At 59.7% G+C, this 15,700-nt stretch carries 23 protein-coding genes; 15 read left to right on the top strand and 8 right to left on the bottom strand.

The window, feature by feature from the left end:
- Positions 1–13: 13 nt before the first annotated feature.
- A complete protein-coding gene (locus F455_RS0103620; protein ID WP_018971904.1) occupies positions 14–1,855 on the bottom strand; it encodes a monovalent cation:proton antiporter-2 (CPA2) family protein in 1,842 nt (613 codons plus the stop codon).
- A gap of 149 nt (positions 1,856–2,004) precedes the next feature.
- On the opposite strand from F455_RS0103620, the gene F455_RS19645 reads away from it, so the two are divergent.
- The gene (locus tag F455_RS19645) at positions 2,005–2,373 is read left to right on the top strand and encodes a hypothetical protein (RefSeq protein ID WP_245539934.1); all 369 of its coding nucleotides are present in this window, start codon (positions 2,005–2,007) and stop codon (positions 2,371–2,373) included.
- A gap of 209 nt (positions 2,374–2,582) precedes the next feature.
- Positions 2,583–4,670, top strand: a complete 2,088-nt coding sequence (locus F455_RS0103630; RefSeq protein ID WP_157578401.1) for a hypothetical protein — start codon at positions 2,583–2,585, stop codon at positions 4,668–4,670.
- A 68-nt stretch (positions 4,671–4,738) separates the two neighbouring features.
- On the opposite strand, the gene F455_RS0103635 is transcribed toward F455_RS0103630, so the two are convergent.
- Complete coding sequence (locus tag F455_RS0103635; RefSeq protein WP_157578402.1) at positions 4,739–5,068, bottom strand: hypothetical protein; 330 nt, start codon at positions 5,066–5,068, stop codon at positions 4,739–4,741.
- Between the two features lie 492 nt (positions 5,069–5,560).
- On the opposite strand from F455_RS0103635, the gene F455_RS0103640 reads away from it, so the two are divergent.
- The 9 genes from F455_RS0103640 (at position 5,561) to F455_RS0103680 (ending at position 10,206) form a co-directional block, all read left to right on the top strand.
- Complete coding sequence (locus F455_RS0103640) at positions 5,561–5,830, top strand: hypothetical protein (protein WP_018971908.1); 270 nt, start codon at positions 5,561–5,563, stop codon at positions 5,828–5,830.
- A 246-nt stretch (positions 5,831–6,076) separates the two neighbouring features.
- Positions 6,077–6,286 carry a cold-shock protein gene (locus F455_RS0103645; protein ID WP_018971909.1) on the top strand — a complete coding sequence of 70 codons (210 nt, stop codon included), beginning with the start codon at positions 6,077–6,079 and terminating at the stop codon, positions 6,284–6,286.
- Between the two features lie 63 nt (positions 6,287–6,349).
- Positions 6,350–6,607 carry an RNA recognition motif domain-containing protein gene (locus F455_RS0103650; RefSeq protein ID WP_083918879.1) on the top strand — a complete coding sequence of 86 codons (258 nt, stop codon included), beginning with the start codon at positions 6,350–6,352 and terminating at the stop codon, positions 6,605–6,607.
- Positions 6,604–7,050 (top strand): hypothetical protein, encoded by a 447-nt coding sequence (locus tag F455_RS0103655; RefSeq protein ID WP_018971911.1) that lies wholly within the window; start codon positions 6,604–6,606, stop codon positions 7,048–7,050. The genes F455_RS0103650 and F455_RS0103655 overlap by 4 nt, the downstream gene beginning before the upstream one ends.
- A gap of 541 nt (positions 7,051–7,591) precedes the next feature.
- Positions 7,592–7,741, top strand: coding sequence for a DUF3096 domain-containing protein (locus F455_RS22345; RefSeq protein WP_018971912.1), 150 nt, complete (start codon positions 7,592–7,594; stop codon positions 7,739–7,741).
- A gap of 104 nt (positions 7,742–7,845) precedes the next feature.
- On the top strand, positions 7,846–8,004 hold the full coding sequence (locus F455_RS22350; protein WP_018971913.1) for a DUF3309 family protein: 159 nt from the start codon (positions 7,846–7,848) through the stop codon (positions 8,002–8,004).
- Between the two features lie 164 nt (positions 8,005–8,168).
- On the top strand, positions 8,169–8,561 hold the full coding sequence (locus F455_RS19655) for a DUF5329 family protein (RefSeq protein WP_018971914.1): 393 nt from the start codon (positions 8,169–8,171) through the stop codon (positions 8,559–8,561).
- Between the two features lie 165 nt (positions 8,562–8,726).
- Positions 8,727–9,446, top strand: a complete 720-nt coding sequence (locus F455_RS0103675; protein WP_018971915.1) for a Crp/Fnr family transcriptional regulator — start codon at positions 8,727–8,729, stop codon at positions 9,444–9,446.
- Positions 9,447–9,498: 52 nt separating this feature from the next.
- Positions 9,499–10,206 (top strand): Crp/Fnr family transcriptional regulator, encoded by a 708-nt coding sequence (locus tag F455_RS0103680; protein ID WP_018971916.1) that lies wholly within the window; start codon positions 9,499–9,501, stop codon positions 10,204–10,206.
- Positions 10,207–10,253: 47 nt separating this feature from the next.
- On the opposite strand, the gene F455_RS21795 is transcribed toward F455_RS0103680, so the two are convergent.
- From F455_RS21795 to F455_RS0103690, 4 genes are all read right to left on the bottom strand, one after another.
- The gene (locus F455_RS21795; protein WP_018971917.1) at positions 10,254–11,081 is read right to left on the bottom strand and encodes an SH3 domain-containing protein; all 828 of its coding nucleotides are present in this window, start codon (positions 11,079–11,081) and stop codon (positions 10,254–10,256) included.
- A 249-nt stretch (positions 11,082–11,330) separates the two neighbouring features.
- Positions 11,331–11,525, bottom strand: coding sequence for a DUF3606 domain-containing protein (locus F455_RS23610; protein WP_157578403.1), 195 nt, complete (start codon positions 11,523–11,525; stop codon positions 11,331–11,333).
- Between the two features lie 95 nt (positions 11,526–11,620).
- The gene (locus F455_RS23185; protein ID WP_169337285.1) at positions 11,621–11,788 is read right to left on the bottom strand and encodes a hypothetical protein; all 168 of its coding nucleotides are present in this window, start codon (positions 11,786–11,788) and stop codon (positions 11,621–11,623) included.
- Positions 11,789–12,014: 226 nt separating this feature from the next.
- The gene (locus F455_RS0103690; protein ID WP_018971918.1) at positions 12,015–12,470 is read right to left on the bottom strand and encodes a hypothetical protein; all 456 of its coding nucleotides are present in this window, start codon (positions 12,468–12,470) and stop codon (positions 12,015–12,017) included.
- A gap of 290 nt (positions 12,471–12,760) precedes the next feature.
- On the opposite strand from F455_RS0103690, the gene F455_RS22360 reads away from it, so the two are divergent.
- The 4 genes from F455_RS22360 (at position 12,761) to F455_RS0103710 (ending at position 14,129) form a co-directional block, all read left to right on the top strand.
- Positions 12,761–12,922 carry a DUF1328 domain-containing protein gene (locus F455_RS22360; RefSeq protein WP_018971919.1) on the top strand — a complete coding sequence of 54 codons (162 nt, stop codon included), beginning with the start codon at positions 12,761–12,763 and terminating at the stop codon, positions 12,920–12,922.
- A gap of 95 nt (positions 12,923–13,017) precedes the next feature.
- Positions 13,018–13,218: a CsbD family protein gene (locus F455_RS0103700; RefSeq protein ID WP_018971920.1), complete on the top strand. Its 201-nt coding sequence runs from the start codon at positions 13,018–13,020 to the stop codon at positions 13,216–13,218.
- Between the two features lie 219 nt (positions 13,219–13,437).
- Entirely contained in the window at positions 13,438–13,611 is a 174-nt protein-coding gene (locus F455_RS22815) for a hypothetical protein (RefSeq protein ID WP_018971921.1), read from the top strand.
- A gap of 80 nt (positions 13,612–13,691) precedes the next feature.
- The gene (locus F455_RS0103710) at positions 13,692–14,129 is read left to right on the top strand and encodes a hypothetical protein (RefSeq protein WP_018971922.1); all 438 of its coding nucleotides are present in this window, start codon (positions 13,692–13,694) and stop codon (positions 14,127–14,129) included.
- Positions 14,130–14,200: 71 nt separating this feature from the next.
- Here F455_RS0103710 and F455_RS0103715 read toward each other — a convergent pair whose 3' ends face one another.
- Positions 14,201–14,818 (bottom strand): TMEM175 family protein, encoded by a 618-nt coding sequence (locus F455_RS0103715; RefSeq protein ID WP_018971923.1) that lies wholly within the window; start codon positions 14,816–14,818, stop codon positions 14,201–14,203.
- Positions 14,815–15,678: a slipin family protein gene (locus F455_RS0103720; RefSeq protein ID WP_026293036.1), complete on the bottom strand. Its 864-nt coding sequence runs from the start codon at positions 15,676–15,678 to the stop codon at positions 14,815–14,817. Before F455_RS0103720 ends, F455_RS0103715 begins: the two co-directional genes overlap by 4 nt.
- Between the last annotated feature and the right edge of the window lie 22 nt (positions 15,679–15,700).

Below are 15,700 nucleotides of genomic sequence, written 5' to 3' on the forward strand. Positions count from 1 at the left end.
CCGACGAAACGGCTCAAGGCGTGCCTGGGATCATCGCCTTGCCTTCTTCGTCCTCGTCCTCGTCGGCTTCAATCTGGACCGGGCGTTCGTCGGCTTCGAACAGCCGGTCGAGGTCCTTGAGTGCCTCCTGCGCGGTCTGGCGCAGCGCGGCCTCGTCGTCGTAGACGAGATGCTGATCGCGCAGCAGCTGTTCATCGCGCTTGCGGAAGATGTCGATGCGTGCCTTGGCGATTTCTGGTGCGACGCCGAGGTCGACGAGCACGCCCTTGGCCATGACCAGGCTCGAATAGAACGTGTCGCGCACGATGCCGTCGATGTTCATGTCCATCAGGCGCCAGACATGCTGGCGATTGCGCGCACGCGCGATGATCTTGACCTGCGGATAGAGGCGCTTGACCACGCGCGCGGTGCGGATGTTGAGTTCCGGATCGTCGGTCGTCAGCACGAAGATTTCGGCCTTCTCGATGCCTGCTGCGCGCAACAGTTCCGGCCGGCTCGAATCGCCGAAGTAGATGTTTTGGTTGAAGCGGCGCACGAGTTCGACCTGCTCGACCGAGCTTTCCAGCGCGGTGTAAGGAATCTTCTGCGCACGCAGCACGCGCGCGACGATCTGGCCGACGCGGCCGAAACCGGCAATGATGACGCGCGGGTGCTGATCGGGGATGACGTCGAACTCGCGCTGCGGTTTCTTTTTTCGGTCCGTGAGCAGGCGACCGCCGCCGACCACGAGCAGCGGGATCAACGCCATCGACAGCGTGACTGACACCACGAGCAGGCTGTGTTGCGTGCTTTCGAGCAATTGACGGTCACGCGCGAGATTGAGCACGACAAAGGCAAACTCGCCGCCGCCGGCGAGCACGAGCGCCAACCGCACGGACTGGTCGAAGTCGAGTTTGCCCGAGAACTTGCCGATTGCGAGCAGTACGACTGCCTTGACCGCGAGGATGCTGGCGACGATCAGGCCAACGGCGAGCGGCTGCTGCCTGACCATGCCGAGGTCTAGCGAGACGCCGACGCCGACGAAGAACAAGCCGAGCAGCAGGCCCTTGAACGGTTCGATCTGCGATTCGATTTCGTGGCGGAATTCCGAATCGGCGAGCAGCACGCCGGCGAGAAACGCACCGAGCGACATCTGCATGCCGGCCATTTCCATGAGCCAGGCCGCGCCGAACACGACGAGCAGGGCCATCGCGGTGAACACCTCGGGAATCTGCGTCCCGGCAACTGCGCGGAAGATCGGGCGCAGCAGATAGCGGCCGCCGACCACGACGACCGCGATCGTGCCAATGGCCTTCGCCGCGGCGAACCAGATGTCGCCGCTCGCATCGCTCGCGCCGTGCGCGCCGAGCAGCGGCACGAGGGCGAGAATCGGAATCGCGGCCAGATCCTGGAACAACAGGATCGCGAACGCGAGGCGGCCGTGCGGCTCACCGATCTCCTTGCGCTCGGCGAGGATCTGCAGACCGATCGCGGTCGACGACAGCGCCAGCGCGAGGCCGATGATCACCGCGCTCGACGCCGTCACCCCCAACGCGATCGCGATGCCGCAGAGGATCAGTGCGGAGAGCACGACCTGGATCAGGCCGGCGCCAAACACTGCGCGGCGCATCAACCACAAACGCGCGGGCGACAGTTCGAGGCCGATCACGAACAGCAGCAGGATCACGCCGAGCTCGGACAGCTCGTTGGCGCGGCTCATGTCCGGCGCGAGGTTGAGGAAGTTCGGCCCGATCGCCGCACCTGCGCCGAGATACCCGAGCACCGCGCCGAGGCCCGCGCGCTTGGACAGCGCCACCGCGACCACCGCGGCAGCGAGGAACATCACCATGTATTGCAGGAAGTGCGAACCTTCCATTCCGCTGTCCTCCGGATGGGATTGCATTATGCGGCGTCGGCGAGGCGTTCGCCTACCGTGCCGGAACGGCCTGCACGCGGACGAGCGCAATCTCAACTACTGAGATGACCGTGCCGCATGCTCGTCCATGACTTGACGAGGAGTAGACCATGCGTGCAACTGTTCTGTATTCAAGTGCGTTGCCGTCGTTCGGCGCGAAAGAGCCCGTCATTGCCGTGCGCGTTGCGCAGTCCTGGCTCGCGCTTGGTTGCCTCGCGGTATTATGCCTGCCCGCGTTGCGCGGGCGCAGCGAATGGCTGGGCTGGCTGCCGCTTTGGCTGGTGATCATACCGATGGCGCAACTCGCGATCCTGCGCTGGCGTGTGCTCATCCTCGCCTCGGCCGCAGTCTGGATTCGTCTTTCCCGCCGTCGCGCCGGACCTGCCTCACGCCATGCGTCGCGTGTGCGCAGACCGACGCGCCCGCGGCGTGCAAATCGAGGCGGCGGCGCGCTGCTTGCCGCGTTCCTGCCCAGCTAGTCGAGTCGCGCAGGGCCAGTCTCCAACCAGCCGCCGGCCGCAGAATGGAAATGTTAAATTATTCTCAGTTGGCGCTGGATGGAGTGATTCATAATTCGCGCTTCCATATCGAATGGTTACCGGCAGTCGCTGTAAGGGGCAGTTGCTGAGCGGTGCATGCGCGTCGCACGTTCGGCGATTTTGAAGCTTCCGTGGTCAGGAGAGCTCGCATGCGAACGATATGTCAGATCGGAATTTTTCCGTTTACCCGTGCCTTGAATTGCCTGCTGGCTTGCGCGCTGCTCGTCATCGCGCCAGGCGTCGGCGCGCAGCTGCGGTTCGCCGATCGCCTGCCGGGCGGCAGTCATTTCGCTGCCGCCTCGGAAAAGCAGGCGCTGGTCGACGCGATCGGCCGCGGTGAGTTGAAACAGATCGCGAAGGCAAAGTCGCACAAGCCCGGGCCGCTACCCGATCCGAACCTGCTCGGTCTGCCGCACTGGACCGGCTCGCAGAAGATCAAAGGCAAGGACACTCCGTTCACGATCATCGGCGGCGATCCGGCGGCCGGTCAGACGACGGTGATTCCGGTCGTCATCATTCCATATCGCTTCCTGTTTGCCGACGGCGGCGTCGTCGACGCGAGCACGGACGTCGTCGATGGGGTCGATGAAGTCGACGGCATCCTCGGCTCGCCGGTTCTCAACGACTATCCGTTCACCGCCGGCTCCAGCGTGCTCGGTACGACGCAGTTCGGCGACGCCTATCTGCGCGCGGCGTTCTGGGGCACGGACGGTGGCAGCGGTTCCAGTTATCACACGCGGCTGCAAGTCGTCGGCGTGACGCCGCCCGTCGAAATTCCGGTGCCGGCCAGCCTCGGTTTTTCCGTCACCGTCGGTGGCCAGACGGTGGGTGTCATCGACGGTGGCGCGCTGCTTGAGTTGACCAAGTCCGTCGTCGGCGCGTTCGGGATTCCTTCGCCGGTGCTGACGATCCATGCGACCGGGCAGACGATCGGAACCGGGGCGGTGGGATTCCTTGGATATCACGACTGGGTCGACGCCAGCGCGCAGACCGGCGTGCCAGGGGTGAGCAACCTGCTCACCGTCGGCTGGTTCTCGAACACGATAAGCCCGGGTGGCAACAATGCCGCGGTGCTCGGGCACGAAGTGCTCGAATGGCTCATGAATCCAATCGCCGGCAACGTCGTGCCGGGCTGGGCCGATCCGGCGAAACCGCATCTGTGCTACAGCAACTATTTCGAAGTCGCCGATCCGCTCGAAGACCTGCCCGGACACACGTTCAAGCTCGGCGGCTACGGCTACACGCTGCCCGATGCAGTGTTCCCGGCCTGGTTCTCGGGTGTCAACAAGGCACGCGACACGGTCAACGGCTGGTACAGCCTGTACAACACCGTCAGCGCGCCGACCCAGGCCTGCCCGTTCTTCGAGTGGCCAATCTCCTTCTATTTCCCGAACGACGTGGGCATGACCGAATCGCACCTCACCGGTGCCAACAATCACAAACAAGTCAGTGGCTACTTCGTGCAGTACGGCGAGCTCGTCAGCTTCGTACTCGGCAACGTCGATCCGCTGGCAGGGGTCCCGGCGACGCTCGACATGATCGTCAGCGTCCCCGGCGCGTCGGTCACGGTCGCGCGGCGCGTCAACGACGCGGGCCAGGTCGCCGGTTTGTATTTCGATCCGATAGGCATCGAGCATGGCTTCCTGTTTTCAGGCGGCCAGTACGCGAGCATCGACTACCCCGGTGCGCTGGGGACCGAAGTGCTCGGCATCAACGATCAGAATGTGCCGACGCTGGTCGGCGACTATGTCGACGCATCAGGCGCGGTCCACGGATTCACGCTCAAAGCCGGCGTGTTCACGACGATCGACGTTCCCGGCGCCGTCGGCACGGCGATCTGGGATGTCAACGACACGAACCAGGTCGCGGGGCGCTTCGGCAACGGATCGCAGGTGCGCAGCTTCAGCGGGAATCCGGGGCGGCTGAGCATTCTCGACTACCTCGGCAACCCGGCGTTCACGACGGCCGCAAGCAGCATCAATGCGGCCGGCATCGTCGCCGGCAACGAAGTCGACGCAGCAGGTTTCGGCTCGGGATTCCTATTCGGTGCCGGCAACTTCATGGCCGCGCACCTTGACGAGGCGAATGGCATCAACGAGGCCGACAGCATCGTCGGCTCGCTGTTCGTCGGCGGCGGCCCGGCAGCGGCGATCGCGATGCGCGCCGATCCACTGTATTTCGCGCCATCTGCCTCGACCACGTTGGTGCTGCCGCAGGCGCTGTTGCATCGCCACTAGACAAACCGCCGCTGCGCTTCGTGCGCAGCGGCGGTTTGGTATTCTCGTGTGCAAAGCATGGTCCCGCGCTACAAATGCGTGTTGGTGACCTGCGCGCACGCCTTCTTACATGAAATCGATCCGCATTCGGAAGTCAAGCTGGAGCCAAGGAAGGCTTGCTCCTCGTCTCGGTGAATACGCTCACGCCACTTCACTATGTGTGCGTGCAGCGCGAAGGCAACTACTTTGCTTCCGCCAAAATCGCGGGCTTGAATGCCGGAAGAAAATTTATGCCGTAGCCGCGGGCAAATATCGCTGATCGAGTCCGATTGAGTAACAACTACTTCTACGAACTTGCCAATGCTGCGGAGTTTAAATTGGAAGTACGCGCGGGCGTAGTCAACTACCAGGAGACGCATGTCAAACCTCGCGAGCAAACGCCCGCTGTAATCCGGTCACGGCATTGCCGCCTTGAAAAACCTTAAGACTGCCAATCCAGCAATCGCGGCTTTTCTGAAAGAGCGAATTGCTGACATTTCTGGTTCAGCAACCTCGCCTGCTCGAGCAACAATCCAGATTGTCGGAAGCCGCGTTTGAATCGCGCGCGCCCATCTCCAGTGCGTATACGGGGTGAGCATGGGCATCCAGAGGCATCGACCAAGCGAATCATTGGCCCGATGCGCCGGAAGAAATGCTTGATGACCACAATCATGTGGGATAAGGAAAAAACCGGACCAAGAATCGCACCGCAAAAAGCGGCGATGTGCCTCTGATATAAAAACAAACGCGTTTGCACAACGTTAACATTTTCGTTGCCTTTGGCCGCAAGATGTTGGCGTTCGTATCTATGTCCAACCGGCTACCGCGAGTAGAAAGGCGCATACTGCACACTCTTTATTAGGAGTGCTTCAATGGCGATTCCGGTGGCTCTGCTTCAATTTCGTCTGGACGCCAGTAACGGAATTGGCCGCAACGAGCTGCTCAAGCTGTGGTCGGCGGCTTGCAGATCGGAGGACGCTGCCGTGAGCCGCGTCGAATCTGGCGGTGGCTATCGCAGAATGCACACTTATTCGTTGCTGGCCTCGGCGAAGAACGTGAATATCGACGATGCCGAGAATCGGATGCACGATTCTTTGGCGACGGCCTTGCCGAAGATTGCGTTTGTGCTTCGCCGATGCTGAGTGCCTGCGATTGCACCAGCAGAAATTCAGTTCGAAGCATGTTTCCGTAGGCTAGAAACACGGGTTCGGGCGGCTCGAGCCGAAACGTGTTATACTTCTACGACTGAGCTTGCCTTGGCGGTCGCAGTCTGTGACCTGATCGCGCGCAATGGCGCGGTTTTACTCCCGCTCTCCACTCCCTTCGCATCCCAGTAGTCGATTTGTTCGCAGACCGGCTCGTCATTTCTTTTTTTGGGAGTTACAAGTATGTCTGACCGCCAGCTGGGTACCGTCAAGTGGTTCAATGATGCCAAGGGTTTCGGCTTCATTTCACGCGAGAACGGACCTGATGTGTTTGTTCATTTCCGTGCCATCACCGGCGCGGGTTTCCGTACGCTGGCCGAGGGCCAGCGCGTCGTCTTCGATTTGACCCAAGGCCAGAAAGGTCCTCAGGCGGAAAACGTCGCCGCTGCATGATTGCTTGCGGAGCGATGAAGCTTTGAGTTTTACCCTTTCCAAGGAGCCAACAAAGTGCTGACGATGATTATTCGTGGGCTGCCCAAGTCGATGACGCAGATGACGCTCGAACATCTGTTCACGCCCCATGGCCGTGTGTTCGACGTACGGCTCTCGAAGGATCTTTTCAGTGACGAATGCAAAGGCTTCGCGCAATTGAAAATGGAAGGTCATGAGGCTCGCGCCGCCATCGCGGCGCTCGATGGAAGCTCGCAAGGGGATTCATACATGCGAGTCTCCTTGCTCGACGAAAACAAAAAGCGTCGTGGTAAACGCTGGTGAGCAAGACGTTCAAATCCAAGACTGTGCGTCAGCCCGATCCCGCGCGCTTGCGCCGTCTCGCCGGGACGCAAGGCGAGCACGCGGTTGTCGGGGAAGTGCTCGATAGCGCAGATGGATTCATCTGCTGGGAGTTGAATCCGGCCTATGCCGCCTGGTTCTGGCCGTTGATGCACAAGGCGACGGAATTGGTCTTGTCGATTCCGGAATCGGAGCTGGAGCCGCTGCAACTCGGCGACAGCGTCGCGGCTCCGCGTGCGCCAACGGAAGAAGAAAAGGACGAGATCCTCAAACTTCCCGAACGCACAGAGGACTCTACGCGGGTGTACGCGCTCACTCTGAAGGGCAAGCCAGCGATGGTCCGCAAAGCGTTCCCGACTCGAACAGCCAATATGCGGGCTCTGCAATTTTTCCAGCAGCGGCTTAACGGCCAGTCAAATAGCTGAAAACCTTTAGTGGTCTCCGGATGCGGTCGCATCGTGCGTCCGCCATTGCCGCCTAGAGCAGCAGACCCGCCTCTGCGACAACCCCGAGTTCTCCACGGCCTCGAAGCCTCTGCATCCGCCAAAGCGGCCGATCATCGCTTTCGGCTATAGCATGGCAAGACAGTGCCCGGCTGGACCAAAGCGGGGGCTTCGGGGCGCACCAGCCGGGTGCGAACATCGTTGTCACGTCAAGCTGCCGCTGCTTGCTTCTTGACGCTAGCTTCCCTGCCGCGCACCCATGACGATGCTCTTGAACAGCGACGATCGTCTGTACGCTGACGAACATAGCGCTCGGCGTCGCGCGAGCAACCGGCGTAGCGTCGCCATGGTCCGCAATCTATCCAATGTTCGCTATCGAACAGAGTTCGACGGGTTGCTGGGATATGGTGACGTTCGTCGCCCTTGTCGAATATCGCGGCGAACCAAGATGGTCAATCATCCTGCACCCCTCGTTTCCGAGCCTATTCATCTCACGTTGCGGCTTGTCCGCTAAGGATGCTTTATGAACCTGCAATTGAGCCTTGCCCCGCTGGTATCGCTGATCGCCGGAATTTTGATTTTGGTGATGCCGCGGCTGCTGAATCTCATCGTGGCAATTTATCTGATCGTGATCGGCCTTATCGGACTGTTCGGCGGCCATCTTCACCTGTAGCCGCGGACAGCTTTCGCACGGATCGGCCGAAGCGCAGTTCCTGCCTTTGGCTGGAATTGCGGAAAGTTGAAAGAGTTACACATCCGGTTTCAAGGAGAAACGAAATGACACTGGGCACAATACTGTTGATTGTTCTGCTGCTGATGCTGGTTGGCGCCATTCCGAGTTGGCCGCATAGCAGAGGCTGGGGTTATGGCCCGAGCGGCGGCGTGGGCGTCCTCTTGCTCATCGTGGTCGTGCTGCTGCTACTCGGCAAGCTATAGGGGTGGCTTGAGTGCCTCTCCAGAACGCGCGCAGCAGGCCGCAGAATTCGCTTGCCCGACCGGGTCGGCGTTGCGTGCGACGAACGCAGCTAAGAAAAGTCAGACTGCGGCCAAATTTTGTCAAACAAGCCTCCATTCTTGTCTCGGCCGCGCGCAATGCGTTCATGCGCGCGGCGCTTTGTCTGCTTTTTCTCATCGGATTTCCGGCCACCTCCGTCTTCAGCCAGCCGGCAGTCAGCCAGCAGGAGATCGAACAACGCAAGATTCAATACCTGATCAATGTGGTCGCCAATCTGAAGGACGCCACATTCTTGCGTAACGGCAGCGAATACGACGCGCAGCAGGCTGCTAGCCACATGCGTTTGAAGCTTCGTTTTGCCGGCAGTCGCGTCAGAACTGCCGAGGATTTCATCGTCTATTGCGCGACCGGCTCGTCGATGAGTGGCGAAAAATACAAGATCAAATTTGCCGACGGCCGACTGGTCGACTCCGCCACGTTCCTGCGCGACAAACTCGGCGCATATCCCGCACCGCAAGACACCCCACATCCGCTATAGCCCGAACGACTCGGCCTTTTCGGACTGCCCGCTTGTGCGTGATTCCAATGTTCGCTTGCGTACATACGCGCCGGCACTTTTCTTCTATATTGGCTGTCTTGAAGAGGATTGCATATGCCAGCTCCGGTAGCGGCGCACACATTGCGGACAAGGTCGAGAGCGCGTATGCCCGATCCCAACGACCCATGCCAGAATCACCTTCTGCGCGCCCTGCCTGCGCTCGAAGCGGAGCGGCTGCTTCCGCGCCTCGAGTTGGTGGCGATGCCGCTGGGACACGTGCTCTACGAATCCGGCAGCCAGTTGCGGCATGTGTATTTTCCGACAACCTCGATCGTCTCCTTGCTGTATGTCATGGCGGATGGAGCGTCGGCGGAAATCGCCGTGGTCGGCAACGAGGGCATGGTCGGCGTCGCGTTGTTCATGGGCGGCGAGACCACGCCCAGCCGCGCCGTGGTGCAGAGTGCGGGTCACGCGTATCGGCTCAAAGGCCAGTTCCTGAAAGATGAATTCACACGCGCCGCAGCGCTGCAACACTTGCTGCTGCGCTACACCCAGGCGCTGCTGACGCAGATGGCGCAGACCGCGGTGTGCAATCGCCATCATTCGGTCGATCAGCAGCTGTGTCGCTGGTTGCTGCTGAGCCTGGATCGATTGCCGTCGAACAAGCTCTCCATGACCCAGGAATTGATCGCCAACATGCTCGGCGTGCGCCGCGAGGGCGTGACCGAGGCCGCCGGCAAATTGCAGGTGGCCGGTCTGATCCGCTACAGCCGCGGCCACATCACGGTGCTGGACCGACCGCGTTTGGAAGCCCAGTGCTGTGAATGCTACGAGGTCGTGAAGAAGGAATTCGATCGCCTGCTGCCGGACACGATCGCGACGTGAGCCAGTGTCGACCGACCGGCCGTCGGCTCCCAAACCTTCGCAGGAATTCGCCATGCAGCGCGTGAAGTCCGCTCGCACCAGCAACCGTCTGCTAGCTGCCTTGCCGGCCAGGGACCGACGTCGGATCCTCGCGAGTTGCGATCTGGTTGAACTCACCTCGCACGAGGTTCTGTACGAAGCCGGCACGAATCTGCGCTACGCCTATTTCCCGACCAGCGCGTTTATTTCGCTGGTGACGCCGCTCGACGCCTGCGCGGGGCTGGAGGTAGCGCTGGTCGGCAACGAAGGCATGGCCGGCGTTGCCCTGCTGCTGGGCGTGCCCGTGTCGCCATTGAATCATTTGGTGCAAGGCGCGGGCGGCGCACTGCGCATCAGTGCGGCGGCGTTCCGAGGCGAACTCGAACAATGCCCGGCGCTGCGGCGCCGGCTCCAGCGCTATGCCTACGTCAAGATGCACCAGTTCGCGCAAACCGCGGCGTGCACACGCTTCCACTTGGTCGAAGAGCGGCTGGCACGCTGGCTGCTGATGAGCCATGACCGGGCGCACGCCGACTCGTTCTATGCGACGCACGAGTTTCTCGCATACATGCTGGGGGTACGGCGCGTCGGCATCACCAAGGCTGCTACATCGCTGCAGGAACAATCGCTGATTCGTTACCGCCGCGGCGACATCACGATCCTCGACCGCCGCGGTCTGGAATCCAGTTCCTGCGGCTGCTACCTCGCAGCCAACGAACTGTACGATCGCATCCTCGGCTGAGTGCTGGATCGACAAAAAGGCCAAACCAGCTCACCGAAAAATCCATCTCAGTGCTGTTGGTCCTTGTCCTTGTCTTTGCCGCGCTCGTTGTCTCTACCGCCTTGACGTTCAGGCGTCGATCTTGCGGCCTTTTCCTTGTGCTGCGAGTTCGACTCTGCCGACTGCTGTCTCACGACCCCGTTCTGCTGTACCGTCGCTCTCGATCCGCCTGCGGTGCGCTCCACAGGTCTTTCGTGACCAGCGACTTTTTCTCGCGATCGCAAATCGTTTGCGACCGGATACGACGGCGGCGTGTTCGCGGTCCTACCCTGGTAGGCAGGGGGCGGAGTGACCGTGGCCGATCGCCTCCTCTCATCGGGCGCGCGGGACGCGGGCGCATACGTTGCGCGCGAATCGCCTGACGTGATGCCGCGTGAATTGCGGTAGGTCGCATCACGTGAGTTTCGATACGAACCCTCTCGCATATCAGGGTATCGCGGTTGCACGCGACTCCAGTGGTCGCGATTGCCGTACCAGGGGCGGCTGCGGTAATGCTGGTCCCAATACGAGCCGAACGCGAAACTGACGATGGGGATGCCGATCTGCAATCCATATTCGGGAATCAGCACGCGTTGACCTTGATACTCTTCCTGCAGGAAATTCCCCGCCACCCAGCCGCGCTCCTCCGCCGTAGCGACATCGCACCACGACCAACCGTCGACGCAGCCCTCGATTGCGACTGGCGTACCCGCTTGCAACATGGTGACACGCGGATAGCTCGAGTCTGGTCCGGCACGCAAGTTCACGTTGCCGGTCACATAGCCGTCGGCGGCAAAGACCGCAGGAATTGCGATGAGGGAAAGACTCAGTGCCGCGAAGGTGGATATACGTTTCATTTGGGCATCCTCTCGAATAGGGAATCACTCTGGTCAGCGGCGATCGCCAAGGTGCTGGCGCATGCGATTGCAACCACGGTGATCGAAATGTACGCATGCGGCGCTATATCTAAGCGATCCACGCATGCGTGCAAGATGTCGTGGCGACCTTGTCCTACGGCAGGACGCTAAATCAAAGAACGGTTGTAGCGCGTCGGATGCAGAACAGCGAATCCAATTTGTTCTGATATACCGCGACGTCTCGTCCGCTTACGAAAAGCGATTGCCGCACCGCAGGTGCCGCCTTACCAAGTCGGAATTGCTTCCTACGATTGCAACCGCATTGCACAACTGCTGGCGGGTTACGCCAAAGGTGCGACACCAAAGATCCAGACATTCGATGTAGCGGACATCGATCCCGGACCGGAGATTGCGAGTGTTTACGTGTGCTGTGGACTGGTTCATGTCTTGTTGCCCTTCGTTAGTTGGGTGGACGCGCACTCCGAAGTGTCGATCTGCTCGCGGAACCGCGTTTTTCACCCTGCGCACAACGATGTCTCTTAATCTGCCAGCCGGCACACATCAGAGACGACTGATGCGCCTGCCGCGCACGCCACGAGAGAGTCGGAAAGTGGGCTCAATGCGCGGTCGATGTCGATAGAAGGAAAATCTTCCGAATCCAATCTTGCAGAAAAACTGAAAAAGCCCGTCATGGACTTTTTCAGCATGCTTCAAACGCCACGTATGGCGCTTCCCCCTGCTTCGTAAATCCATCCCTTGCGGGATCGATTCACGTACGGCCCATCCTTGGGCGTGTAACTTGCCCGCCTGCTTATGCGGTGTTGTTCGGCGAGGCGCCCTGGAGTGCCATGCTTGTCGAGCACCTTTTTTCTTTCATTCACACTAGCCCTGCCGAGGCGACCAGGTCTGTTCGCCAACGGACAATGCCAGACATCAATTCCTGCGGCTCAGCGTGAATTCGCCGACGTCGATGCCGAGATCGACACCTTCACCGGCACCGGCCAGCGCCAGGGACACCGTACCCTTGGTGAGTACCTGCGCAGTGCCGGACTTGACGACTCCGGCGTGGGCTTCGGCTTGGGCGTAGGAGCCCAACACATCGGACATGCGATGCACATCGCTGAAACGTCCGGTTCCGCTATCGACATGCGATTTGCCTACCGTCAGGCCCGCGCCTCGGGCGGCGATATTGACCCTCATCGACTTGCCGTCCTCGCAGGTGACCGTACCGCTTCCTTCGGAGTGCTTGTAAATCGCTGACCAGGTCGACAGGGAAAATTTCAGCTTGCAGTCCAGGTCGGCGGAATTATCCGCACGCGCAAGACCGGGATAAACAGCGACGGTGCCGAGCGCAATTAATGCGCTCGCGATGCGGGTAATGGGTTTCATGTTGCTCTCCTGAATCCTGCAGATGGTGGAAGAAACGCCTTCCGGCGGATTTCGCCCGACCAGCGCTGGGCATTCCTGCAGATGCCAGCGAGTATTGGGTATGTCGCATCCATGCAAGTGGTCGTGTCATGCAGCATGGTCTTTGCTGACCCAGTTGTATGTACGCCAGCGCACACAGACTGCCGTGCATCGCATCGATCTTGTGTGCGATGGCGCACCGACCTGCAGTTTCGTCGCGCGTAGGGTTTGTCGCACCCCCACAACAGCGCGATTCATAAGGAGGTGTCGTCATGTTGCACTATGCAGTGGTATTTCTGATTCTCGCGCTGATCGCCGGCCTTCTTGGCTTCACCGGTATCGCCGGTGCTTCGATCGGTATTGCGAAGATCCTGTTCTTCGTATTCATCGCCCTGTTTGCAGCCTCGTTCATCGTCAACCGGCGCGGCCGCTAGCGTGCCGCTACGTCAGCGAAGTCGATGCCGGCAAGATCAGCACTACTCGGGACGATACTCGGGTCCAAACGCGTCAATCACGAAGGAGCAACGAAGTGAACGAGGACATCATCAAAGGCAAGTGGTCGCAACTGAGTGGCAAGCTCAAGGAAAAGTGGAGCAAGCTCACGGACGACGACGTGAACCAGCGCGCGGGCCATCGCGAATATTTGATCGGCAGGTTGCAGGAGCGCTACGGCATCGCAAAGGAAAAAGCCGACATGCAGGTCAAGGAATTCGAGCGCGCGCTGCGCTAGTCGCTATCGAGGCGCCGTCAGTCTGCGCATGAATCGCAACAGCACGCGTGCTGCCTGTCATGAACCAGTATCGCTGTTCCACAACGCCTGCCTGCAAGGAGCGCAGGCTACAGTCTGTGCATCAATCGATCCCTTCACCAAAGACCGATCTCAAGCGTACGAATCGCGGCAGAGATGCACTTCCCCCAAGGACGGTCCAATTTCTCAGGAGATTCCATCATGAATTCGAACAATCATAACAACCACAGCAAATCCAATACTCGTTTCGGCCATAAACCCGGAGCCAAGGATGCGCCCCATGGCGGCAACAAGAGCAAGGTAGTTGCGCCGGCAAATCAGCAGAAGCAAGAAGCGCCGAAGGCAACGAAACCAACTGAAAATCCGGAGAACTAAGCGCTTGCCAGGGAGAGCCTGATCAGCAACCGGACTCTCCTTTCTACCTAAGGTTGCCCAGACAGCCACGACAGATTTTCATGATCGCGCAAATCCCCACCTCGCCAGATGGCCAAGCTTATCAAACCGCCGAGGACGCGTTCACATCCGAAGGCGGTTACTTGGCAAGAGAGCTCGATCCGGATTGGATAAGGATCTGTGCTGCAGTGGATAAACGTGCACGTTTGATGTCGAAGTTGTCGATCCGTTATGACGGGCTCCATTACGTTTTCGAAGACTATCGCTACGACCGGCTTACCGATGCAGTCAGCTATGCCCGGCTCATGCGGGCACGATCGCAACGGCAGCAGGGGTCGTATCAATCAAGGTTCGACAAGACCATCGAATCGCCAGATGGGCTCGACAGAAAGCTCATGAAGACACTGCATATTTCATTCAGTGCCGGGGTGTACGAATTTCAGGGATATCGCTACGATCGTCTCGTCGATGCGGTGAACTATGCCCGACTCCGCCAATAGCGAGCGGCGACCGTAGCCACAATGCGGACCCACACATTCGACCGGAACTGAAGCACCCCACGGCTTCGATCTCAATTCTTCGCAAACCAATCTCTGAACGCAAACAACAGCGCCAAAAACAAGCACGCGGCGATGCTCGCACTCTCGGAAAAGAACGACGCGCCGAATGCGGCCAAGTAAAGAGGGGGACCATATCGGTCCTGCTGGGTGATCTGTCTCGCATCAGCAGTTGCTCCGCTTCGCGCGAGCAGTCTCTTATCCCTTGTTGCATGCCGCCACAGTCGCTTGAAAGAGACGGAAATCGCCAGCGTCGTTCCTGTATACAGGCTTGCCGCGACTTTTGCGTCGGGATGCAGCAAGTAGTCCGCCAGCAGTGCTGTCGGGAAAGGCAATAAAGTCACGAAGAAAAGCAGCAGCCCGTTCCAGTACAGAAAGGCATGATCGGTTCGTTCGATCAAGGTGAACATCGAGTGGTGTTTTACCCAAATCACCAAGATCGAGACAAAGCTCGTGACAAACGCGAGGTAACTGGGCCATAGCGCAACAAGCATGTAGGCCAGCCCTCGCTGTTCGACCGCGGCATGAGCGGGTACGTGGATTTCCAGAACGAGCAGGGTAATAGCAATAGCGAAAACACCATCGCTAAACGCTTCGATACGCGCTGTACCTTCGTCTTTCCGCGATTTCATGCGGCGCCGGGAAGCCTTTCCACTGCGGCCGGGCTGCTTCTGGCAAGCGCCAGGGCGAGTGCAGGGTTCAGGCTGTCGACCATCGTAGTCGGTATCAAGATCGTCGCACCGCGTTCCTTCGTGGTCTCGTAGATGATGTTCATCGCGCGCAGTTGCAACGCAGCGGGATGATCGGCGTACAGTTGCGCCGCCTCCACGAACTTTCCGGCAATCTCGGCTTCGGCGGCACCGAGAATCACGCGCGCCTGCTTCTCGCGCTCGGCTTGCGCTTGACGGGACATGGCATCCTGCAGCGCCTCAGGAATGGCGACGTCACGAATCTCGACCGAGGTCACGGAGATGCCCCATTCGACCGTTTTGCGGGCGATCTCGTCACGTAACTGTCCATCGGCCACCTTGCGATTCGACAGCAGCGTGGCAAGCATCGACGAGCCGATCATCTCGCGCAACGAAGTTTGCGCGACGCGATCGATCGCCTCGCGATAATGAGTGATTTCGAGCGCCGCCTTTTGCGCATCGTGGACATGCCAGAAGATGATCGCGTCCACGTTGACCGGAACCGTGTCCTTAGTCAGCGCCTGCTCGGCGTTGAAAGCTGTGGTTTGAATGCGCTCGTCGATAATGGCGACGATATTGTCGATGACCGGAAAGATCACGAACAGGCCCGGCCCTTTGACGCTGTGAAGCTTTCCTGCACGAAGGACGACGAATTTTTCCCACGTATTGGCCATCTTGAGCGCGAGCCAAATAACAAGAGCTAGCGCGAGGAAAAACGCGCCCAAATAGAGGTTCACGAAATTGCCTAAAGCGAGGCCTAGGGCAGCAAAGAAAAAGGCAAGAACAGCTGTGATCGGATTCATGGCAGCGATCTCCTGGCGAACA

Origin of the sequence: Rudaea cellulosilytica DSM 22992, from assembly GCF_000378125.1 — a bacterium.
Classification (GTDB): domain Bacteria; phylum Pseudomonadota; class Gammaproteobacteria; order Xanthomonadales; family Rhodanobacteraceae; genus Rudaea; species Rudaea cellulosilytica.